Genomic DNA, 23477 nt, shown 5'->3' on the forward strand with positions numbered 1-23477 from the left:
CAATTATTAGTTTGCTAATAAGAACAAGGCCTGCGCCATTAAGTTTTTTCTGAAATTATGGAATGTAAAAGCAAGACGGCCGGCATCCCGAAATAACCCCTCAAATTTTTTCGTTATGCTGCCCGGCCGTTTGCAATGTTAAATGCTATGCGGTAACCGTTAAATTGCTACCTGCGATAGCTACGTTGTACTTTTTAAGTGGTTGTGTGGCCGGGCCAACCTTAACAGCGCCGGTTGTGGTAAACTCGCTGCCATGATTAGGGCAAATGAAAACACCTTGGTTACTATTGAAATTTATAGCCGTACCCTGGTGTGTGCAGGCCACCTGTACTGCGGTAAAAGAAGCAGGTACATTATCCGCAGCTAACCTAACAATGATAACGCCATTGGCCACTTTTGAGCTGCCCACGGTTTGTAACTCGCTGCTTAGATCTGCAGATAATACAGCCCCCGACGATGGTGGATTATTGTCGCCCCCCTTATCATCAATAGCACTCGGGTTATTTTTTGTGCAGCTAACTACTTCACAGCCAATGCATGCAGCAGCTACACTGATACCTAATTTTGAAAGAAATTCTTGCCTTTTCATGAGTTTTTTGTTTAGTAAGCTGATTTATGTTTCTTGTTAAAGTCGAATATCCTTGAAATGGTAAAACCTAACCTGAACTGGCCTTTAGCCCAGTTTGAAGTTGTGTTGCTCATGTAGTTGATCTCTGATATGGCCTGGGCGTTACTTAAGTTGATAGTGAATACGTGCCCACCTGTCTCTATCTCCAGGCCCACGCCTAACCCATCATAAAATTTAGGATCTACGCTGTTGTTCCTAAACCTGGAAAAGGGATGAAAATAATCCAATACGATACCCATGCGTTTAGAGAACTTGAGCCTGCCTGCAGCTGATATAGCAAAGAAGTTATTTTCGTTTGTTGGCGCCAGCGGGAAGGGAATATTGTCGATTACGTAAGAGGGAGATATCTGCAAGGATAAAGCGCTTGAGAATTTCCGTGCAACAATAGCTTGTGCAAAGTAGGCGAAACGATTGGCAAAATTGTCGTAAATGTTGGTTTCAACATGGTAGGGTTTAAAACCGCCCTTCAGAAATAAACTTACCGCTACCGGTACGCTATTATCGGTGGTTTGGTGCAGTAGATAGTATTTAAGGTGCATATCTATCAGCTGCTCATACTTGCTTCGGCCAAGGCCTATGTTAAAGTTGTCGCTGATGCCATACTCAAAACCAATGTAAATGTCCGAAGAGTTATCGAGCCCGAAAAAGGTTTTGCCGCCACCCTGTGCGCCAGCAATGTCGCCAAAGCGGTGTATCACCAAAAAGTTGAGTTCTTTCTTTTTTACGGTCTCGGTGGTTTGCGAAAATATGAGGCGGGTTGCCTTAAAGGTTGCAATAACAGGTTCGCCTTTTTCGGGTGAGCTTAGCGTGTTCATTAATGAATCCGTACTGCTGGCTTTTGTAGTACTATCAGATTTTGTTTGCGCAGAAGCCATAATTGCCGAGCACAGCAATGCTGCAAATAAGAGGGATCTTTTCATGGTTATTGTGAGGGAGTTTTTGTTATTTATTAGGCGAGTATGCCGCCGTTACGTTCACTTTTATAGTTTCGGCGATGTTCTTAAATACCAGTGTGGGTATGTCTATCTTGTGGTCTTTACAAGCCACCATAAACTCGCTGGTTAATGTAAGGTTACCGCCGCTGATGGTTATTTTGCCCGGTATGGTGCGGTTTTGCTTTACACCGTGCGCTTCAAACACACCTGTAGCGGTAACCGGGTAAACTCCATCTTTACCGGTATCTATCTTTTCATTTATTTTGCCTTTAAAGGATGCCTGAGGATACTTATCACTCTCCATGTAGTTCTCGTTAAAATGCTCCTGCATCAGGGCCTTTTCAAACTTTAAAGAGCGGATAGGCACCGCAAATGCAACCTCTCCTGTTGTGGTGTTCAGCACGGATGTCCCCTTAGCAGATCTGGCTTCGATGTCTTCAATCGGTGCCTTCGAATAGATGTTTACAACTGCATTTTTACAGACATAGATGTCCTGCCCCGCCTGATTTATCCCAAACCAGACGAGTAAAATTAACCCGATATGTTTCATGTTTTTACTTAGGTTTTTTGCCCGATATTATGTTCCATGTAGCTCCCACTGCAACCCCTGTCGACTGGAGGTTGACCTTGCCGTAGCCTATACCTGTTAGCGGTAGTTTCATGTAAGGTTGTATAGCTATCCCGAACCTCGAATTGATATCCCGCTGATAAGTAGCGTTTAAATTAAGTATGCCAAATATGTGCTGGTTTTGATTGCGAATATTGTACGTAGCCGGTCCCTGCACCCCATTTGGTGGATAATCAAAAGTGTAATTTTCGCGCAGCATAAAGTAAGATGACAGGCCGGTACCTATGCTGAACTTGTTGCGATTTTTATTATAAACCCGGTAACCAATGTTAAGTGGAATATCCAGCACGGCACAGCTTGCATAAACCTCACTGGGGTTTGTTGAAAATTTATAGGCTGATGAGTAGGCGGAGAACGGCGCAGCGTAAGGTTTATCAGCATAAACCGCGCCCGTGCTGATGGTCCATTTTGATAAGCCAACCGTAAACATTAAACCTGCGTTTGTACCTACGCGGGTATTACTTAAACCGTTCACGCTGTTTACATCCGGTGACGCAACAATTGTCATGGCGAAAGTAGGTTGATAGCTTACCGCCGTTCCAACTGTTTTAAGAGGCTTTTTAATATCATCTACAACCGATACTAACTCCATCCTTTTGGCGCCGTTGATCACACTATCAGCATGTTTCAGTGCTGCGAGGTTCACCGCCGGATCTGGCGGTGTTGTGTCACGCTTTATGCTATTGTAAGTGATAGCAGGCTCGTTGCTGCTGCTTCTTACTAAACTTTTATTTGCAGAATCTTTCAATAATGGCTCACCTGTGTAATGCGGTACAATGATGCCATTATTAAGCATACGGTTGCCCGGTGCAGCAGATAAGGTGAAGAACGATTTACGTTTACGGCTCTTTTCATTTGCACTAACTACGCTGTTTTTACCGGCCGAAAGTGTACCACTTGCGAGAACTTCCTGTTGCTGCACGGGCGAACCGTTTTTAGTTGAGTCTTTTTTTGTCTGCGGCTTCTTAGTTGTTACTTGTTGGTTTGTGGTTTTATTATCACCCTTAAAGTAAGCTAATCCAATTACGATCAGCAGCATTGCTGCAATGGTAGTGATGAGATAAATAATGTTTTTAGGGATGCCACTGGCCTTAGGAGCCTGCCCATCCAGCATAGCTTCAAGCTTGTCCCAATCAGCCTCGCGGTATGATGCATTGTCGCCCGGGTCGCTGAGGCCGCGGCTAAACAATTTATCAATACTATCTTCTTTTTCCTCTTTCATTTCTTGTTATTTCTGCTAAAAAAAGATACGGACAGGTTGGGTGTATTTGTTTGGTTTATTGTTATAATGTTGTCTCCTGATTGTTTTGATAGGTATCCTGGCAAACGCTCACTTTCTGCTATCATCACCTTTAATTTTTCCCGTGCCTTGTGCAGGTTTGATTTTGATGTCCCCACGCTGATGTTCAGCATTTCGCCAATCTCCTCATGCGTGTAGCCTTCAATGGCAAACAGGTTAAATATGGTGCGGTATGCACGTGGCAGCCTGGTAACCATCTCAAGCAGTTCGTTATAGCTTAAATTTTTATCTGCGTAATCATTGTCATTAACGTGCTCTGCCTTATCAAGCTCTTCCGTATAGGCAACTTTAAGATTAGCTCGATAATAATCTATGGAAGTGTTTACCATTATACGACCAAGCCAGGCTTTAAAAGGTTTGGCTCTATCGTATTTCTCCAGGTTTTTGAAAACCTTAAAGAAACCCTGGTTCATCACTTCAGAAGCTTCGTAACGGTTATTGGCATATCTGAGACAGATGCCCATAGCAAAGCCATAAAAAGCCTTATACAACAGCTTTTGGCTTAACCTGTCGTCCTTTAAACAGCCGCTTACCAGTTCTCGTAATTCTTCTTCGCCCATATTTGGGTTTATCTGTTAACTACCCCGAATTTTACCTTATCTGCATACATCACGCAGCAGGTGTTGCTAAGGTTGCCTCCGATTAAATTTTTTTTGATATTTTAATAATCGCAATGATCCTTCAAAAATAATCAGGAAATAATGAATAATATTGAAGTAATTATTACGCTTGTTTATTAATAAGGTAATACAACTATGAAAAAATTACTCTACTTGATACCGCTTTTACTTACGGCCTGTGTCGGCAATAACAACAACAAAGCTGATGATACCGCAAAAGAAGACATCGCCAAAACAGCCACCGCTCCTGCAGCAACCGATACCATGTTTCTGCAGAAAGAGAAGACCAAAGATTATTACCACATAGTTTATGTAGAGAAAAATCATGCGGCACAGATCTTTAAAGATCTGGTAAATTTTAAGTTTGACCATTACGATACTGTGAACTATAAGCAAGCGTACAGAGTGTTAAAGGTGCGTAACCCAAAGCCGCTAAAAAAATATGACCTGGCCGGGCTGCCTAACGAGTGGCTGCCGGTTTACACTTACAAGGGCGAGCGCTACCTATATGCACCGGCTGATTGGGGAAATGCAGATAAACGCATTATTACAGATAGCACGATCATCTACCGAGGCGAAGAGGGCCCCGAGCCGCATGTACTAAATGATTTTAAGAAGATAGGAGATAACAAATACAACCTCAAAGCACCACCTTTCTACCAATTTATAAAAAAATCAAATATCAATATTTACATTATTGATCCTAAAACAAAACTAAGTGTTTGGGAAGATACCGAGCTGCCGCCTGCTTATCGCTACCGTATGTATGTTCCGCGCCAAAGTGCCGGTAATTACAATATGGTGGTAAATTATTGCAAAGCCGCCAAAATGCCCGAGTTTGAATTTGACAAAGTAAACTACCAGGCCCTTATAAAAAACCGTTAATTATCGGGAGAAGAATAATGGTATATGGGGGCAAAAACGCCCTCGCTGGTAGTGTAATAACTTTTACCATCTGCGCTAAAGCCGATAGCTTCGCCCTGGCGTTCTTGTTTATATGGTAACTCACGGGCAGGGCGTTGCAGTGTTTGCCAAATAGCCTCGTTGCCTTGCCTGCGCCAATAGTAAACCCGTTCATAGCTTTTAACCAATACCTGGCTGCCATCTTTTGATATGTCTGCAGCGGTGATCCATTTAAAAGGCTTTAAGCCCGAGAAAAATAATTTGCCTCTAAAGGTAAGTTTTGTAGTATCGCCTTCACCAGCTTTGAGCGGGGCTGTGTAAACGCCAACGCTGTCGCCACGTTTGGTAACAATGTAAAGCAGTTTTTGCAGCGGATCTATGGCCATAGCCTCTGCATCTTTTGGCCCATCAGGATATTGATAAGTGAAAGCTATTGGTTTAGCTTCTGTGTTGCCGGCACTTGCCCAGGCTGCTGATTCTGCGAAACGGTAAACGGTGATAGCTTTTCTGTGCGCAGCGTTATCGCCTATATCACCAAGGTAAACGTAGCTCTGTTTTTTTTTAGGTCCGGGGCCAACGGCAATATCTTCGCAATCTGTTACGCCCGGAGGTTGTTCATTTCCTTTAAAATAAATGGTGCTTTTAAGATTTCCTTTTGCATCTATTGCAAAAAAACGACTGGTGTCGCCGCTATCATTATGTACATAAAATATATCGGGATTGATAGTAGAAGCTGCTATGCCCGATGTTTCGTCCATCGCTTTATCTTTCAAATTGCCTTCGGGCTGCATTTTGCTGTCGATAAAGCGGTGTTTGGCAAATGCTGCAACAAACACCAATACAACAAGCGGGACAATTATTTTAACAGCTCTTGATCTGACCATAGTAAGCTTATATAACAAAAAAGCGACCCATATATTACAGGCCGCTCTAATTTAAGTTTATAATTAGTTATTAGTCTTGAACAATGAGGGTTGTTTTCTCTGTGTAAACGATCTCAGCATCAGGCTTAGAAACGTCCTTCAAGGTTACCTTGCCGCGTTCTTTACGCAATATGCGGTTAAATAACGATATCTCTTTATCAAAAAGGAAACGGAAAAATAATTTGGTCCATGATTGGTGCGAGTGCAGCGTATCATAGTATTCAGGTGCTGCTTTTTTTATCTCCGGCAACCTGTTCCATGGTATTGATGGAAAATCGTGATGCTCATTATGGAAGCCTACGTTAAATGCTACTTTATTTAAACCACCATAGTAGCTGTAAGTTTCCTGCTCCTCGCCGTGGGTAAGGTAATGCTCCTGCACCCAGCGTGCGCCCAGCGGGTGTAAACCAACAGAAAAAAAGAAGCTTGCCACCAGAAAAACAACCGATTGCCAGCCCATAAAGTACCATATAGCTACGTTAAAAGCCATTTGTACCACAAAGTTGATAACTATCCATTTATCGAAAGGATTGATCTCGCGTAAGCGGGAAAGGCGGAAGATCTGGAATAGCGGGAAAAACAATAACCAGATAGCTTTACCCACAAAAGAGTTACTTATCAGTTTGGCTTCCCAACGGTTTGGCAGATCGGCATCAAGCTCGTGTATACCCTGGAAAGAGTGGTGTTTAATATGATATTTTTCAAAAGACATTGCCGTTGGCACCACCTGTGGTAAGTTCGACAGGATAGCTGCCCAGCGGTTAGCGTTACGATTTTTAAATAATAACTGGTGGGTACACTCATGTATCATTACAAACAAAGCATGGTCTGCAAATGCCCCAAGCAGATAGGCTGCGCCAAAAACAAGCCACCAGGATTGATCGCGAAGAAACCATGCTAATGCTACCTGGAAGCCAACAATGCCTAAGATAGCCCAGATGGTTTTTGGATTTTTACCTATTAAGTTTCGTAGCTGTGGGAACTGCTTAAGAATTTTCTTTGTACGTATACGATGCGGTTCGGACTCCTGCGAGTAGATAAAATCTGTTTTCTTCATATTAGGGTTAAAACGTTGAAGATAACAATTCCGTACAACGGTTGTATTTCAACTATAAATATTTTTTAAAAATACGGCTAAAAAACTAATTATTGTTAATCTTAACGAAATATATTTGACTAAAATAACATTAATTTTTGAATAGCAAGCCAAATAATTAGATAAACAGAAAACTATGTGGTGGATATACGCTTTACTTTCGGCTGTATTTGCAGCACTAACTGCAATTTTTGCTAAGATAGGTATCAAGGACATTGACAGCGACTTAGCTACCGCAATACGTACTGTTGTAATAGTGGTGCTTGCCTGGTCAATTGTGTTTTTTAAGCACGCACAAACGGGCATCCAAACGCTTAACCGGCTCAATTGGACCTTTCTTATCCTCTCCGGTTGTGCTACGGGGTTATCATGGGTATTTTATTTTAAGGCATTGCAAATTGGTAAGGTGCAGCAAGTGGCCCCTGTTGATAAACTGAGTGTGGCATTGGCAATTGTTTTGTCTGTAGTGTTTTTGGGCGAGCAACTCACTTTAAAGAATGCTTTGGGCGCTTTATTGATCATCGGCGGCAGCATTGTGCTTATTTTTTAACATTGCCTTAGTGTGTATGTAACATTTACGAAACCTCCGCATTAATCGGATTTTTCTGTGGAGATTTGCGCCTCCATTATAGGCCATTATGCGTAGTTACATCCTGTCAGTTTCATTTATCCTGTTATCGTTCTGCACTTTTGCCCAAAACACCGGGGGCAAAGGTAAATTGATTGGAAAGGTAATAGACGCCACCACGCAACAACCGGTAGACTACGCTACAGTATCTGTATTTAAGCAAGGCAGTACAAGCCCGTTCAATGGCATTAGTACAGATGAAAAAGGCACATTCAACATACAAAGCATAGCGGCAGGCGACTACCGTGTTACCGTGGATTTTTTAGGTTATAAAAAGTACATAGTTGAGCATGTTATAGTTAAAGATGGCGGTACTGCTACCATTGGCACTGTGCTTTTGCAACCTAACCAAAACCAGTTAAAGGGAGTAGATATTATTGCCAAAGCACCGATAATTGAGAACCGTATAGATAAAATGGTATTCAATGCCCAGAATGATCTTACGGCGCAAAGCGGGGCAGCTATTGATGTGTTAAAGAAAGTTCCGCAGGTAACTGTTGATATTGATGGCAACGTGGAGCTACAGGGTAATGCTAATATCCGTTTCCTGATCAACGGTAAGCCAAGCAGTATTTTTGGGGCAAGCCTTGCCGACGCCTTGCAGGCCATCCCGGGCAGCCAGATTAAAAGTATAGAGGTAATTACCAGCCCGGGCGCTAAATACGATGCAGCAGGCACAGGTGGTATCATTAATATTATTTTAAAGGATAGTAAGGTATCGGGTATCAATGGAAGTGTTAACCTAACAGCAGGTACACGCCAGGAGAATGGATCTTTTAACCTGAACGCCCGCAAAGGGAATTTCGGCGTTAACGCATTTTTTAGCGGCAATGCTATGCTGAATACCAGGGCGCTGAATACAAATAAGCGTACATCCAGTAATCCGGATGGCAGCAGAAGCGAACTTTTCCAGGATGGGTACGCAGATACTAAACGCAGTGGCTATCAATCGGGCTTAAGTTTCAACTGGAGCATCACCCCAAAAGACGACCTTACCGCTTCTGTAGGTTTTGATCATTTTGGTAACAGCAATAAAGGCATCACCAACCAGGAAGAAAGTTTGTACGGCATATCAGGAGCTTTATTGAACGACCTTAACAGTATCAGAAATTCTGAAAGCCGTTTTAGTGCTTACTCTACCGATCTCAGCTTAAATTATAAAAAGACCTTTGCAAAAGAAGGCCAGGAACTGGAGTTTTTAATTACCACCAGCAGTAGTAAAAACACCGTAAACTATTTTCAACGCCAGGATTATGATGCGCCAATGATGACCGCAACCGGCACGAGGGGTTATAACCCAGGCCGGGACAGGGAGACCAACATTTCATTAGATTATACGCACCCGGTTACCAAAAACTTTAGTTTGGAAGGCGGTGCAAAAGTGGTTTTAGAAAACCTTACCAATACCATTAATACTGATACGCTCGATGCTGCCGGGAATTATTTAAACAACGCCAACCAAACTTACGGCTTTAACTATAAGCGTAACATTTACGCAGGGTATATCTCTACAACGGCATCGTTATTCAAGAATTTTTTGGATGTGAAATTGGGCTTGCGTAACGAGTACACCACAACCAATGCCGATTTCCCCGGTGTGGTTATTCCCGGATACAACACTGTGGCGCCATCGGCAGTTATTTCACATAAACTGGATGCAACGCAAAGTATAAAATTGAGTTACTCGTTCAGGATAGAGCGGCCTGATTACGGCGAAGTAAATCCTTTCTATAACATCAGTGACCCACACAACATCAGCACAGGTAATCCTAACTTGAAGCCAGAGAAAAGCAATAGTGTTGAACTGGGTTACAATCGATCGTTCAATAGCGGCGCTAATTTTTATGTAGGTAGTTTTTACCGCCATAACACAGATGATATACAGCAATATACCACCCAGTTTGATACATTGGTTGTCAATGGAGACAGGTATACCAACGTCTTGCTTAGCCAGCGTGCTAACCGAGGTACGCAAAGCACCTTGGGTGGCAACATATTTGCATCTGTGCCTGTTGGTAAACTTAACCTGCGGAGCAATATTTTTATTGCCAACCGCTGGAACACCGCACCAGACCCTGCTAATAATAATGCTATCCAACGCGTAAGTGCTTTTAACTATCGCATAAACCTAAATGCTAATTATCAGTTCCCTAATAATTTTATGGCTGAGATATTTGGTAACTACAACTCCAGCGCGAGAACGTTACAAGGCACAAGGCCGCAGTTCTTTTGGTACAATTTTGCAGTACGTAAACAGTTTTTGGATAAGAAGGCCAGCATAGGTTTGGTAGCAAATAATCCGTTTAATAAATATGTTGATCAATACTCTACCACTACGGGTGTAAGCTTTAATCAGGAAAGCCTGAGGCAGATGCCATTACGTTCGTTCGGGATCACTTTAAGCTACAAATTTGGTAAGCTTGATTTTGCCAAAGACAAGGAGAAAGAGGGCCGCGATAATAATGGCGGTACAGATATTCCTGAAAGCGGCGGCGGTAAATAATAAAAAGGGCGGTTAACAAAAATAACCGCCCTTTTTACAAACTAAAATTTAAAGAAAGCAGTTATATAATAAAGCATTATTACTATGAATACTGCTGACAAACACTTTAAATTCATAAACAGTAAGACTGGGTATGTAATTTTCTACACCTCGCTTAACGCAGGCCTCCCTACCGAGAAGTTAAAGGAAGAATTGGAAAAGGTTAAATTCCAGGTAGCCAGCAAAAATGGCCTCTACCATGGCACGGTTTATTGGGAAGAAATAAAAGCTGACAATTGATTTAACGACGCGGTATTTGATGCTATATCGATAAGTTGTAAGCTTAAGACATCGGTCAGCCGGGATAAATTTTCTTACTTAAGTAGGCGTGCAATAAATACCTATTTGGCCTTGGCTTGTGTTAATTTCTTATTCCCCTCAAAATCAGTATATTTAGATACCAATGATTGCCGGGTATCCAACACCCGGTTTGATCTAAATCACAGGAAATATGAAACGGACCTTGCTTTGCGTTTACTCCCTGTTGGGGTTTGTATTGCCATTAAGTGCGCAAGTGGCATTAAGCCCTGCAAATGCGGATGAGTTTGTACAGAACTTAAAAGCTGCGAAGGCGAGCTCCCTTATAGAGAAAGCCTACTTACACTTTGACAGAGCGTGCTACAACGCAGGCGATATTATCTATTTTAAAGCATATTTAACAGCTGGAGAAAAACACGAACCATCAAAGGTAAGCGGCGTGCTGCATGTTGATCTGATAAGCGGCCGCGACTCGATAGTACAATCGATCTTATTGCAAACGCAAAACGGAACTGTCGCCGGCGATTTTGCCTTACCGGCTTATTTGCAAAAAGGCAATTACCGGGTAAGGGCGTATACTAACTGGATGCGTAACTATAGGGATAACAACTTTTTTTATCGCGCTATACCTGTTAATGGCACCATGTCGGCTGCTAAACCGCAAAATGCCGGCGGCAAGCCCGATATGCAATTTTTTGCGGAAGCAGGGGTATTTGTAACCGGTATACCCACCCGTTTTGCGTTTAAGGCAGTAGCTGATAATGGTTTAGGCATTGACGTGCAGGGCGTGGTGGTCGACAACAATGATGTAGTTGTCGCTAAATTAAGATCGGCTCATCTGGGCATGGGGCAATTTTATTTAACAGCTATCGCAGGTAAAACCTACCGCGCAAAATTAAACTTTGCCGATGGCTCGTCATCTACAGTGGATCTGCCGAAACCAGTAGCCAACGGCATTGCCATGACGGTTAATAACTCAGATTCTGCAAAGTTTTCGGTAGATATCAATACAACCAAGGCCTATTATCTGGAAAATAAGAATAAAAATATTTCCGTTGTTATTTCCGCAGCGGGAATAGTTAAAACGGTTAAAACAGCATTAGATAACCAGATAATCGGCTTTGATATGCCTAAGAAGGATTTTCCGTCCGGCTTAACAACTGTTATTTTGTTTGGCCCTGACGGGATGGAAGTAGGCGAACGGATGTTATTTATCAATGGCAATGATGGTCTTAACATAGATCTTAGAACTGATAAACAGATCTACCAAAGCGGGGAAAAGGTGACCCTTAACGTCAATGTCAAGCAAAATACAGGCAGTAGCGAAAGAGGTAGTTTCTCAGCAGCGGTTGTAAATGAGGACGAAGATCCATGCAAGGATATGGCGACAGATAATATTTTATCGTACCTGTTACTTAGTTCCGATATTCGCGGTTACATAGAGCAGCCAGGTTACTATTTTGAAAAAAACAATGCAGATACACGCAACAACCTTGATCTGTTGTTGCTTACCCAGGGTTACAAAGGTTTAGTAAAAACGCAGATTGAAAAGCCTGCTGCAAACAATTATCAACCTGAAAGTAACTTGCAGCTAAAGGGTAGGCTGGCCACAAAGGCGGGCAAGCCTATTGCCAATGAAAAAATTTCCGTAATAACGGATGCTAATCAAAGCGCACAGGCCACTACCGACAAAGACGGAAGCTTTGTTTTTGATAATGTATCCTTTAACAGCGGAAGTAAGTTTATACTGAACGTTGAGAATAAATCGATTCGTAAAAATGCAGTAGTAACTAATGAAAAAACCTACAACCCGGCGCCTGTTTCTCCAACAAGGGAACCGGTTCAAGTTGTGGACAGATCAAATTACAGTTCAACAGGAAATAATGTAGCTGTAAATTTAGCGATGAGTAAACCAGGAAAAAGAAAAGCCGGTGCAAGCTATCATACCACCAGTCTAATAGGCGCAGGTAATGCTGATCAGGTTGTTTTTAGAAAAGATATACCCAGTGCAACAAGCTTGTCACAAGGCTTACAAAATATAATTCGCGGAGTTGATTTTATTAACGGGCAGGCTTTTTTACGTACCGGTGGTGTTGTTGCAAATGGCAACTATGTAAGAGAACCCATGATGGTAGTGGTGGACGGGTTGCTTGGTCAGGGAGGCTCCATAGATAATGTTATGATACAAGACGTAGATAACATAGAGATACTAAAGGGTGCCAATGCAGCGATTTATGGCATGGGTGCCGGTGCCGGGGTAATGATCATTAATACCAGACAGGGAAGCGAGGCTGAACCCATAAGCCAGGAAATGGCTCCGGGCATTATATCCGTAACTCCCCAGGGTTACTATACTGCACGCAGTTTTTACAACCCGGTTTATCAACCCTCATCTGCAATAAATAAAAGCAAGCGCCCTACAATTTTCTGGAAGTCTAATATCGCAACTGATGGCGGTGGCGGAGAATCCTTCAATTTTAATAATGCCGGGCCGGGTAACTACCGTGTAATACTTGAAGGGATCAATAATAATGGGCGCCTCGGCAGGGTTGTTTATCATTACACCGTAAAGTAACTATTTGGTAATGAGGTAGGCCTTTGACAATACCTGTTGCCGGGTTTTGTAGTTAATAAACTTAGGCAGGATATTCTCTTGCGGATAATCTACAAAAGTAGCAATGATGGTAAACTGCGCACTTTCGTTTCTCAGCTGGTCTAAAGAGGCTTGGCTGGCGTAAAATATGGATTTTCCTTTAGGCGAGAACTTTCCGAAATCTTCAAGACCAATGTAATTAACCGGTTTTTTACAGTAAAACTGGAAGCTGTTATTTGATTGCCTCAAACTATAAATATTTGCATTGGCAAATATTGGTTTATTTACAAAATTAGCCGCCTGGATCTGTGAATTATAAGATGCCATTTTAGGGAAGAAAACGGTATTCATATAAAAGTTTCCGAATAATGCCGCACAGCATGTGCAGGCAAAAACCTTTAAAGCTGATGGTATTTGCTGTTTGATAAGCCAGATAACAAGCCCGCCAAATGCCATAACATCCGCAATGAACAATAAACTGCTTGCTGGCCTAAGTAAAATGTGAACAGCGATAATTGTAAGTGGCAATGCAACGGCAAATATTAGCAAGAACGCGTTCCTTAATCGCTCTTCAGATCTTGTCAATGCCGATAGCATATAAGGAGCCATGAGAATAGCAAAGAGCGGGAAAAGAATGTTGGTGTAAAATGGCAGCTGGAACCTTGAAAGTGAAAACAGCAGCAGCAGTAACATCCCGCCTGCAAAGGTGTAATATTCCGGTAGGCCAACTTTCCTGATCATCTTTGCTACGTTCTTATAAACCGCAAAATAGAACATCAGGCACCAGGGCAAAAACGTCCATAGCATGGTATGCAAAAAAAAGAACGGATCGCCTGACTTTTTTTGATGAATAGGCCCATTGTTAGCAAAACGTCCAAACTGGCTATCCCACAAAAACCAACGGATGCCGCTTACATTGTACCTGCCAAACACCAACTTTTTCGGATAAAGATCAAACTGCACATACAGTGCATAGAATTCAGGTAACGTAAAAACAACAGTACACACGTAAAGCAATAGCCACTTGCCGCTAAAAAGTTTCAAAAATTGTTTCTCGGCTATCATCTGCCCCAGTAGTGCGCCATAGATCGCTACTACCACAAAAAGCCCTTTGGTCATGATAGCGCAAGCTGTAAGTAGGGCAGCTAAGATAAAATGCTTAAGAGTGCCTTTGTCTTTATACTGACTGATGTGATAAATACTACCTATTACCAGCGCCATTAAATAAGGCTCGGCACGGGTATCTATGTTGGAGATAATGATATGTTCTGCGGTGGCTAATATCAATACAGCAATAAAAGCAGTGTCCTTACCGTAGTACTTGCGGGCAAACAGCCAGGTGTATAGCAAACTCAGGCAGAAGAAAAGTAGTGCAGGCAGGCGATACGCCCAGGCGCTTGTCCCGAAAACTTTAAACGATAATGCCGCCATCCAAAAAGGGAAATGAGGCTTATCTAACCAATCGGTGTTGTAGGTAAAAAGCTGCAGCAAGTCGTTTTTTTGAACAATATTTTTAGCGATGGATGCATAAAGCCCGGGGTCGTCGGTAAAAAAGCCCGCATTTAAACCGACGAAGTTTACTATCAGCGCCAATATTAACAGCACTATATATATACGCTTGGGGCTATTGCTCATTACAGACAAATATAGCTTTGTAACGCCAAATTTGTTAAGCCACGGTGAGAGTTATAACCAAAAAACCCCTGTCGCCCGAAAGAGCGACAAGGGCAAAAACTCACAACAATTGTTTTAACCTTTCGGTCTATTCCTAACTGCAATGTGAATTCATATGTTGTAACGCACGTATCGTGCCAAATTTCACTTTTCAAAAGCTTAACGTAATAATTTTTAGCTGGTTAAGTTTATATACTATCTTAGCCACCAAGAAAAACTAAATCATCTAAAAAATGAAAACCACCAATCTGTTTAAGCATACAGCGATGTTTGTATGCGCTATGTTATTTGCTACAATTTCTTTTGCGCAAAACAAACCTATGCCGAGTCCGCGCGATAGCGTTAGTGCAACCATTAACGGTTCAACTATCACCATTAATTATGGCAGTCCGTCTGTAAAAGGCCGCAAGGTTTGGGGCGAGCTGGTACCATATGACAAAGTATGGCGCACCGGTGCTAATGAAGCTACTACTTTTACCACCACAAAAGACATTACGGTTGAGGGTAAAAAACTAACTGCAGGCACATATGCATTATTTGCTATACCAACTGCAAGCACATGGACCATCATCTTCAATAAGACCGCTAAACAATGGGGCGCCTTTAAATATGATGAAAGCCAGGATGCCCTACGCGTAATGGTTAAACCTATGCCGTCTGCAATGAACGAGCGTTTGGTTTACAAAATGAACAAAAAAGGTTTTACACTTAGCTGGGATAAATTATCTGTTCCTGTACGTATCAAATAATTGCAGAACTTAAGATAAACAAACAAGGCCACGGTAGTTCGTGGCCTTGTTTGTTATAAATATTTTTTTCGGTGGGCGATAGCGCTGCAATATCAATTGATAAGCTTACTCGATCCGCCCAATTGATATCGCCACGTTGTTGTCGCTCCCCGCAATGCAATATTTAGAAAATAAAAAAGGCGATGATCTCTCATCGCCTTCAATTTTATTGGGGAACTAACTAAGCTTTTGCCGGCTGGGTTTTCTTACGTTCCGTATATACCGCACCGCCAAGGGCAAGTATCAATAATACCGAACCTGCTAAAGAGATATTTTCGCCGGTGTAGTACGATGCCGGATGGAATATAAATTCCACTTTATGATTACCAACAGGTATAGTAGCGGCACGTAAGACATAGTTGGCACGGTAATAAGGTTGCTCCACGCCATCTATCAGCATTTTCCAGCCCTTATCGTAAAATATCTCTGAGAATATAGCCACCTGGTTAGCCATAGAACCGCTTTGGTATACTAAATGCTCCGGCTCATAACTTACCAATTTGATAGAGCTATTGGCATCATAACCCAAGGTTTTAGCTTCAACAGTTTTCTTGAAGCTTTGGTCGATCATCGCTTCGTTCTTAGGATCAAAGCTGCTGATGGCCTGCATTTCCTGGTCAGCACCACTCACATACTTAACACTTTTAACAAACCATGCGTTACCACAGGCCGTGTTATTAGTTTGCATATTGGCAGTACCTGTTTTAGGGTCGGCAGTGATGATGTATTTAGTATTCAGCATATCCAGTACATCATGGTTTACGCTTTTGGAGAACTGATTTTCTACAATTTCATCAAAACGACGCAACCTTGCCGGATGGAAACCACCAACTGTTTTATAGAAATAAGAAGAGTGCGAATCATGGAAAGGATCGCTCAAACTCAGGTCCATCACCCTAAAGTTTGGGTCTTTATCGCGCATGATAAATTCGTCTACCTCGCGCGGTACATAAGCCTGGTTTATCACATCACTTGATACGAAGGTATCGTCCTTTAAATAGCGTTTGTCCACGCTCCACATATCAATCAGCACCACACCTAATACCACTATAGCCGCAAACGTAGTATTGATCTTTTGTTTGATAACTATCCATACCAAACCAAAAGCAATTGCGATGAAGATCAGCGTACGTATAGCATCTTGCCTTTCAAGTGTTTGGCGGTCTTCGACAAGGGCACCGGCAACAGAATTGGCCGCTCCCATATCACCACGAAACAACTGCGCTAAATTGTTGATAAGATTTTGGTGTTCAGTTCCCTTAAAGCTTAGCACAAGTCCAGGTAGAACGATCATCAATAAGGTAATACCACCGGTAATGTAGAACGCCAGTTTGGCTTTTGCAAAAATGTATGCCTTATCTGGATTTTCAAATACTTCGTTAAGCGCCAGGAAAGCCAGTATTGGGAAGCAAAGCGATGCGATGACCAAGGTAGACTCTACTGCGCGGAACTTATTATATAGCGGGAAGTAATCAAAAAACAAATCAGATATAAAAGGAAGGTTTTTACCGAATGATAAAAATACACTCAACAAAACGGCACCCAATAACCACCACTTAATACGGTTTTTAATGATGATCAAACCAAGTACAAAAAAGAAGAATACTACAGCGCCAAAATACCACGGGCCTACAGTGCTTGGTTTGTTACCCCAATACAACGGTAGCTGCGAAGCAAATTGTTGTGCCTGACCGGGATCAACTCCCTTATCGATCAGAGCTTTGGCAACTTTTGAATCTTCACCCATCGTAGTACTACTGCTACCACCGTATGCGTTGGGTATAAAAAAGGTAAATATCTCGGTTGGGCTTTCGCTCCACAGGTAGGCATAATCTTTGGTAAGGCCGGTGCTTTGTGCCGTGGTCTCGCTTTTCAAATTAGGTTTACCGCGTATAGTAAGCTTGCTGTATTCGTAGGTAGTCCAAAGTGACCCGGCGTTTACCAGCACTGCAATAATTGTCCCCACAGACAAATAAGCAATTGCCTTAAAGAATTGCGCAGTAGTTTTAGCTTTAATAGCGTGGTACAGTTCAATAAATACAAGGATGATCAAAGCCAGAACAAGATAGTAGGTCATCTGTACGTGGTTAGAGCGGATCTCCATGGCCAGGAAAAACGCTGTGAGCGAAGCGCCGAGGATATATTGGCCGCGCAAGGTCATGATGATACCCGCAACTAAAGGCGCAAAGAATGCAATGGCGTAAGCCTGGTTTGCGTGCCCTGCCTCAATATAAATAAAGTTGTATGATGAAAAAGCGAACGCAACCGCACCAGCGGCAGCTAACCAACGTTTTAAACCCAGGGTATTAAATAGCATATATGCGCCGAACAAATACAGCAGAACCGTATCAACCGGATTAGGGAATATCCCCTTTAAGCCATCAATAACGTAAGTGGTTAGGTTTTTACCGTATTTGGCCCATATTTGGTAGCTTGGCATACCGCCAAACATCTGATTGGTCCATAATGGTGCGTGGCCGGTTTTTTCCTTTACGTCCATTATCTCTTTTTGCATCGCCTTTGCCTGCAAAACGTCGCCCTGGTATAAGATCTTACCCTGCATAATAGGGTTTAAGAAATAGGCGTACGTTAGAACGAAAAAAATTGCAGCAACTATCAGATGCCCGCCATTGCGCTTTATCCAGTTGTTCATTTAAACTTCTTTAGGGAATAGTATTATAATCGTAAAATCTCCCAAAAATAGAAAAATGGATGAGATTAAAAATGATAAGTTTTACAGAATCAGCAGTTATGAGGCTGGTTTTGGAAGTAAAAGAAAAGCAATATCATCATCCCGATGCTTACCACGTAGATGATGCCGTTGAGCCAAGTGTACTCATCCGGATTACGCCTTATAGTGTAAACGTTGTAAAGTGCAAGGATGGCCAAAGCGCCCCAAAAAAAATTATTGATGCTGTTACAGCCGGTAAAAAGTTGTGTTAGCAGAGCCAGTACAATGCAATTTGTAATAACAAGAAGCACTGTTGGTGGCGTGTTGTTATGGTTCTTTCTTCTCTTGTAAATTCCCTCGGGAAGCATAGGCTCAGGTTATTTTATTTCCTCGTAATCTACAAATTCCCCTTCAGAGTCAGGTACAGAACTTTTGCGCTGTTCGGGCATATGGTCAATACGGATCTTACCGTCGGGGCGGGGTGGCTGGTATTGGTTTTGTTGCTGACGCGCTTGCTCCTGCGCTTTGTTTACAACACTCTGGAACAGCATCGGCAAAAATATACGCACCAGGCTACGTATGATATAAAGAGAGCAGATAGTTATAATTAGAAAACGTATCAATATCATGGCATTATCATTAGTCAGTATACAAATATAAGTATATAACGAATAATTTAACCTGATAGTTTACTTGGGAAAGTGTCAAAAATAGATGAGATGAGACAGTGCCGCTACGAGGAACGAAGCAATCATATGCGTTGAAAGTATCGCGCAATTAGATCTCTCTTCGTTGCCGCTTGTTCGAATTAACATCGTTTTGGCAACAAAAAAGCCCTGCATCGCTGCAGGGCTTTCAAATTTTATTCTTCTACCATTTCGCTATTGGGGTAACTAACCTCAGGCGTTTCATGTTTGAAGTATCGTTTCTGATTAATCAGGATCATGATAACACCGATGGAGATAGCGGCATCTGCCAGGTTAAACACCGGGCGGAAGAAGATAAACTCTTCTCCTTTCCATATCGGGAACCAATCAGGGAAGTGACCTTGGAGTAACGGAAAATAAAACATATCAACCACGCGGCCATGGAAAATACCCGCGTAATTGTATATCAGGCCGTAAAACGTCGAGTCAATGATATTACCCAGCGCACCGGCCAATATCAGGGCTACCATCATAATTAAACCACGGTGATATTTATGTTTTATCAGATGCACCAGCGCATATCCGATACCAAAAACTGCCACAATACGGAATAACGTCAATGCAAGTTTGCCAAACTCGCCACCTAACTCCATACCAAAGGCCATACCGTTATTTTCGGTATAGTGAAGCATGCCCCTGTCGCCAAGAAAATGGATCTCTTCGCCCAAAGTCATGTGTTTTCGTACCCAGATCTTGATGATCTGATCAAGAAGGATGATAAACGCAGCAGTTAAGAACGGTCTTGTGTAAGCGGCCTTCATCTATTGCTTTAGTTTAGCTTCCATAGTTAGGGTTGTGTGTGGTACAGCACGCAGGCGCTCTTTAGGTATCAGTTTACCGGTTTCGCGGCAAATACCGTAGGTTTTGTTCTCGATACGTACCAATGCGGCTTCTAACTGTTCAATAAATTTTTTCTGACGGGCAGCCAGTTGGTTTATCGATTCCTTCTCAAGCGTGGCAGAACCATCCTCAAGTGTTTTGTAAGTACCTGCAGTATCATCAGTGCCATTTGCATTCGGCGAGCTTAGCGAAGAAGCCAATGCAGCTAACTCTTCTTTAGAGCTGCGTAATTTTTCTTGTATCAATTCTTTGAATTCTTTCAGCTCGGCATCAGAATATCTTGTTTTTTCGTGTTCCATTTAACTTTTATTTATGGCTATCAATATCTCAAATTCGTCTATAACTACCTTTTCGCTATCGGCAAGGTCGGTAGCCTGGGTTATGCTATCTGCCAATACTTCAGCACAGATATAGCTTATATTACTCTCAATGGCTTTCCAGATCTCAGCACCGCAATTCACTTGTACGGTGATACGGTCTGTAACTTCAAACCCTTTGCTTTTACGCAGATTTTGTACGCGGTTAACAAACTCACGGGCGTAACCTTCTTCTTTTAGCTCTTCTGTAATGGTAACATCCAGCGCCACAGTAAGTTTACCTAAGTTGGCTACCTGCCATCCCGGAACATCCTCGGCGATGATCTCCACATCTGATGATAGTATCGAGTATTTAGTATCAAGTATCAAGATGGAGCCGTTTGTTTCCAGTTCTGAAATCTGATCTTGAGAGAAAGCGTTTATGGCAGCAGCCACATCCTTCATATCCTTGCCTACCTTAGCACCAAGGGCTTTAAAGTTTGGTTTTATCTTTTTCTTGATGAAACCGGCAGTATCGGTGATGTACTCAATGTCTTTAATGTTGGTCTCAGACAGGATAAGTTCCTTAACCTTTTCAACCTGTAATTTAAAGTTTTTATCGAGGATAGGCAATAATATCTTGCTTAAAGGACGACGGACCGGCACCTCTATTTTCTTCCGTAATGATAGCACCAATGATGATATGTCCTGCGCTAACTGCATACGCTCTTCCAAAGCTTTGTCTACCAGGTCGGCGTGGTACTCAGGGAAGTAAGCCAGGTGTACCGATTCAAATTCCTCTTTACCGGTTACGCTGTTCAGGTCGGTATATAAACGCTCGGCAAAGAATGGCGCAACAGGCGACATCAGTTTGCTGATGGTGATCAAACAAGTATAAAGTGTTTGGTATGCCGATAGCTTATCGTCAGAGTTATCTGATTTCCAGAAACGGCGGCGGCCTAAACGTACGTACCAGTTACTCAGGTGTGCATCAACAAACTCCTGTATAGCACGGGCAGCCTTGGTAGGCTCAAAGTCGGCATAGTAACCATCAACCTCGGCGCTCAGGGTGTTTAATAATGATAAGATCCAACGATCAAGCTCGGGGCGATTCTCAATCGCTATCTCCGCTTCCTTGTATATAAATTTATCAATATTGGCGTACAGTGTAAAGAACGAGTACGTGTTATAAAGCGTACCAAAGAACTTACGGCGCACCTCGTCCAAACCTTCGGTATTAAACTTCAGGTTATCCCACGGCGATGCATTGCTGATCATGTACCAGCGGGCAGCATCGGCACCAACCTGTTCAATGGTAGCAAACGGATCAACACCATTGCCTAACCGTTTAGACATTTTGTTGCCGTTCTTATCCAGCACCAAACCGTTTGAAATGACGTTTTTGAACGCAATGCCACGGTTACCAACTTTCTCATTAACGGCTTTCACCTCGTCGCTTGCTTCGCTTAGCATTACGGCTATGGCGTGCAGGGTAAAGAACCAGCCACGGGTTTGGTCAACACCTTCTGCGATGAAGTCAGCCGGATAAGCTGCCTCAAACTCGTCTTTATTCTCAAAAGGGAAATGCCATTGTGCATACGGCATGGCCCCGCTATCAAACCAAACGTCAATAAGGTCGGTCTCGCGAACCATTTTATTGCCGGTTGATGATACTAAGATCACATCATCCACATAAGGGCGGTGCATATCTTCCAGCTTAAAGCCCTCAGGCATAAAGCCAGCTGCAATAGCTTTATCGATCTCGGCATTCAGTTCAGCAATTGAACCGATACATTTTTCTTCGCCACCGTTCTCCTCGCGCCAGATAGGCAGTGGGGTACCCCAGTAACGTGAGCGCGACAGGTTCCAATCAACCAGGTTTTCCAGCCAGTTACCAAAACGGCCTGTGCCGGTGCTTTCGGGCTTCCAGTTGATGGTTTTGTTAAGTTCTACCATCTTGTCCTTAACGGCAGTGGTACGGATGAACCAGCTATCCAGCGGATAGTAAAGTATTGGCTCATCAGAACGCCATGAGTGCGGGTAGCTGTGTTCGTATTTTTGTACGTTAAATGCTTTGTTCTCTTCTTTTAGTTTGATAGAGATCAGTACGTCGGTCGGTTTAAAGTCCGCCGCGCCGCGCTCAGCATCTGTATAATATTCTTCTTTAACGTAACGGCCGGCATAGTCGGTAACTTCGGCAACAAAACGGCCTTGTTTGTTAACAAGGGGCACGTCTTTACCGTTCTCGTCCTTCACCATTACCGATGGCACGTTGTTCTCTTTACATGCCCTAAAGTCATCCGCACCAAAAACAGATGCAGTGTGCACTATACCGGTACCATCGCCCGTAGTAACAAAATCAGCAGGGATAACGCGGAATGCATTTTTCTGCAGGTCTTCATTAGTTACATAAGGCATCAGTTGGTAATAGTGGATGCCTACCAGGTCGCTGCCTTTGAATTCGCCGGCAGTTTGCCATGGGATAACTTTATCGCCGCCTTTGTAATCATCAAAAGAAGCGTTCTCGCCATCAGCTTTAAAGTATTTGCCAACCAGCTCTTTAGCTAATACCACACAAACAGGCTTGTAAGTGTATGGGTTAAAAGTATTGATCTTTACGTAAGTGATATCCTCACCAACGGCCAAGGCACAGTTTGATGGTAAAGTCCATGGGGTTGTCGTCCAGGCCAGGATAAACACATCGGTATTTACACCGTCAAACAGGAACTCAGAATCGCCGTCGCGTTTAACTTTAAACTGTGCGGTAATGGTAGTATCCTTCACCATTTTGTAAGTACCAGGCTGGTTCAGCTCGTGCGAACTAAGGCCTGTGCCCGATTTTGGCGAGTATGGTTGAACGGTATAACCTTTGTATAAAAGGTCTTTTTTATAAAGCTCCTTCAGTATCCACCAAAGGGTTTCAATGTATTCGTTCTCGTAGGTAACGTAAGGGTTTTCAAGGTCAACCCAGTAGCCCATCTTTTCGGTAAGGTCGTTCCACACGTCGGTGTAGCGCATTACCTCTTTACGGCAGGCATCGTTATATTCCTTAACGGTAATTTTCTTGCCGATATCGTCTTTAGTGATGCCCAAGGCTTTCTCAACAGCCAGCTCAATAGGAAGGCCGTGCGTATCCCAGCCACCTTTACGTTTAACCTGATAGCCCTTAAGCGTTTTGTAACGGCAAAAAATATCCTTAATAGAGCGGGCCATTACGTGGTGAATGCCCGGCATACCATTTGCGCTCGGCGGACCCTCATAAAAAGTGTAAGGGTTACTTGCCGGCCTGCTGCTGATACTTTTGGAGAAGATGTTGTTTTGTTTCCAGAACTCCAGGACTTCTTCACCCGTTTTCGATAGATCTAATTGCTTATATTCCTTGTACATCAATATGTTCGACTCGAATTTTAAAGGTTGCAAAAATAGGCAATTTAATTGTGAATAGGT

20 protein-coding genes are annotated in these 23477 nt (G+C 42.7%); 6 read left to right on the forward strand and 14 right to left on the reverse strand.

Features of this window, described 5'->3' with window-relative positions; translation table 11 throughout:
• Nucleotides 1-145: 145 nt before the first annotated feature.
• From FPZ42_RS03430 to FPZ42_RS03450, 5 genes are read right to left on the reverse strand one after another with little or no spacing between them, the layout of a single operon-like run.
• On the reverse strand, nt 146-589 hold the full coding sequence (locus FPZ42_RS03430) for a QcrA and Rieske domain-containing protein (RefSeq protein WP_146269075.1): 444 nt from the start codon (nt 587-589) through the stop codon (nt 146-148).
• 11 nt (nt 590-600) lie between these two features.
• A complete protein-coding gene (locus FPZ42_RS03435) occupies nt 601-1548 on the reverse strand; it encodes a DUF5777 family beta-barrel protein (RefSeq protein ID WP_146269076.1) in 948 nt (315 codons plus the stop codon).
• Between the two features lie 22 nt (nt 1549-1570).
• Nucleotides 1571-2113: a YceI family protein gene (locus FPZ42_RS03440; protein ID WP_146269077.1), complete on the reverse strand. Its 543-nt coding sequence runs from the start codon at nt 2111-2113 to the stop codon at nt 1571-1573.
• A gap of 4 nt (nt 2114-2117) precedes the next feature.
• The gene (locus FPZ42_RS03445) at nt 2118-3413 is read right to left on the reverse strand and encodes a hypothetical protein (protein ID WP_146269078.1); all 1296 of its coding nucleotides are present in this window, start codon (nt 3411-3413) and stop codon (nt 2118-2120) included.
• On the reverse strand, nt 3410-4051 hold the full coding sequence (locus FPZ42_RS03450; RefSeq protein WP_146269079.1) for an RNA polymerase sigma factor: 642 nt from the start codon (nt 4049-4051) through the stop codon (nt 3410-3412). The genes FPZ42_RS03445 and FPZ42_RS03450 overlap by 4 nt, the downstream gene beginning before the upstream one ends.
• A 195-nt stretch (nt 4052-4246) precedes the next feature.
• Between FPZ42_RS03450 and FPZ42_RS03455 the strand changes: the two genes are divergently transcribed.
• Nucleotides 4247-4996 carry a hypothetical protein gene (locus tag FPZ42_RS03455; RefSeq protein WP_146269080.1) on the forward strand — a complete coding sequence of 250 codons (750 nt, stop codon included), beginning with the start codon at nt 4247-4249 and terminating at the stop codon, nt 4994-4996.
• Here FPZ42_RS03455 and FPZ42_RS03460 read toward each other — a convergent pair.
• On the reverse strand, nt 4993-5898 hold the full coding sequence (locus tag FPZ42_RS03460; protein ID WP_146269081.1) for a hypothetical protein: 906 nt from the start codon (nt 5896-5898) through the stop codon (nt 4993-4995). The genes FPZ42_RS03455 and FPZ42_RS03460 overlap by 4 nt on opposite strands.
• 70 nt (nt 5899-5968) lie before the next feature.
• Nucleotides 5969-6994, reverse strand: a complete 1026-nt coding sequence (locus FPZ42_RS03465) for a fatty acid desaturase (RefSeq protein WP_146269082.1) — start codon at nt 6992-6994, stop codon at nt 5969-5971.
• Nucleotides 6995-7169: 175 nt separating this feature from the next.
• Between FPZ42_RS03465 and FPZ42_RS03470 the strand changes: the two genes are divergently transcribed.
• The 4 genes from FPZ42_RS03470 to FPZ42_RS03485 all read left to right on the forward strand — a co-directional run bounded on the left by FPZ42_RS03470 (nt 7170) and on the right by FPZ42_RS03485 (nt 13036).
• A complete protein-coding gene (locus tag FPZ42_RS03470) occupies nt 7170-7583 on the forward strand; it encodes an EamA family transporter (RefSeq protein ID WP_146269083.1) in 414 nt (137 codons plus the stop codon).
• Between the two features lie 88 nt (nt 7584-7671).
• A complete protein-coding gene (locus FPZ42_RS03475) occupies nt 7672-10164 on the forward strand; it encodes a TonB-dependent receptor domain-containing protein (protein WP_146269084.1) in 2493 nt (830 codons plus the stop codon).
• 84 nt (nt 10165-10248) lie between these two features.
• Nucleotides 10249-10443 carry a hypothetical protein gene (locus FPZ42_RS03480; RefSeq protein WP_146269085.1) on the forward strand — a complete coding sequence of 65 codons (195 nt, stop codon included), beginning with the start codon at nt 10249-10251 and terminating at the stop codon, nt 10441-10443.
• A 211-nt stretch (nt 10444-10654) separates the two neighbouring features.
• Nucleotides 10655-13036: a TonB-dependent receptor plug domain-containing protein gene (locus FPZ42_RS03485; RefSeq protein WP_146269086.1), complete on the forward strand. Its 2382-nt coding sequence runs from the start codon at nt 10655-10657 to the stop codon at nt 13034-13036.
• Here the strand turns inward: FPZ42_RS03485 and FPZ42_RS03490 are convergent, their stop codons facing one another.
• A complete protein-coding gene (locus FPZ42_RS03490) occupies nt 13037-14689 on the reverse strand; it encodes an ArnT family glycosyltransferase (RefSeq protein ID WP_146269087.1) in 1653 nt (550 codons plus the stop codon). It abuts the gene before it with no gap.
• 272 nt (nt 14690-14961) lie between these two features.
• Between FPZ42_RS03490 and FPZ42_RS03495 the strand changes: the two genes are divergently transcribed.
• On the forward strand, nt 14962-15477 hold the full coding sequence (locus tag FPZ42_RS03495; protein WP_146269088.1) for a DUF2911 domain-containing protein: 516 nt from the start codon (nt 14962-14964) through the stop codon (nt 15475-15477).
• Nucleotides 15478-15697: 220 nt separating this feature from the next.
• Here FPZ42_RS03495 and FPZ42_RS03500 read toward each other — a convergent pair whose 3' ends face one another.
• The 6 genes from FPZ42_RS03500 to ileS all read right to left on the reverse strand — a co-directional run bounded on the left by FPZ42_RS03500 (nt 15698) and on the right by ileS (nt 23417).
• Nucleotides 15698-18169 carry a YfhO family protein gene (locus tag FPZ42_RS03500; RefSeq protein WP_146269089.1) on the reverse strand — a complete coding sequence of 824 codons (2472 nt, stop codon included), beginning with the start codon at nt 18167-18169 and terminating at the stop codon, nt 15698-15700.
• Nucleotides 18170-18258: 89 nt separating this feature from the next.
• A complete protein-coding gene (locus FPZ42_RS19105) occupies nt 18259-18555 on the reverse strand; it encodes a hypothetical protein (protein WP_186458671.1) in 297 nt (98 codons plus the stop codon).
• 9 nt (nt 18556-18564) lie between these two features.
• Nucleotides 18565-18756 (reverse strand): DUF4834 domain-containing protein, encoded by a 192-nt coding sequence (locus FPZ42_RS03510; RefSeq protein ID WP_370630586.1) that lies wholly within the window; start codon nt 18754-18756, stop codon nt 18565-18567.
• Nucleotides 18757-19049: 293 nt separating this feature from the next.
• Nucleotides 19050-19655, reverse strand: coding sequence for a lipoprotein signal peptidase (locus FPZ42_RS03515; RefSeq protein WP_146269092.1), 606 nt, complete (start codon nt 19653-19655; stop codon nt 19050-19052).
• Complete coding sequence (locus FPZ42_RS03520; RefSeq protein WP_146269093.1) at nt 19656-20033, reverse strand: TraR/DksA family transcriptional regulator; 378 nt, start codon at nt 20031-20033, stop codon at nt 19656-19658.
• Complete coding sequence (ileS, locus tag FPZ42_RS03525; RefSeq protein ID WP_146269554.1) at nt 20034-23417, reverse strand: isoleucine--tRNA ligase; 3384 nt, start codon at nt 23415-23417, stop codon at nt 20034-20036.
• Nucleotides 23418-23477 lie beyond the last annotated feature (60 nt).

The sequence above is a fragment of the Mucilaginibacter achroorhodeus genome, assembly GCF_007846095.1.
Taxonomy (GTDB): domain Bacteria; phylum Bacteroidota; class Bacteroidia; order Sphingobacteriales; family Sphingobacteriaceae; genus Mucilaginibacter; species Mucilaginibacter achroorhodeus.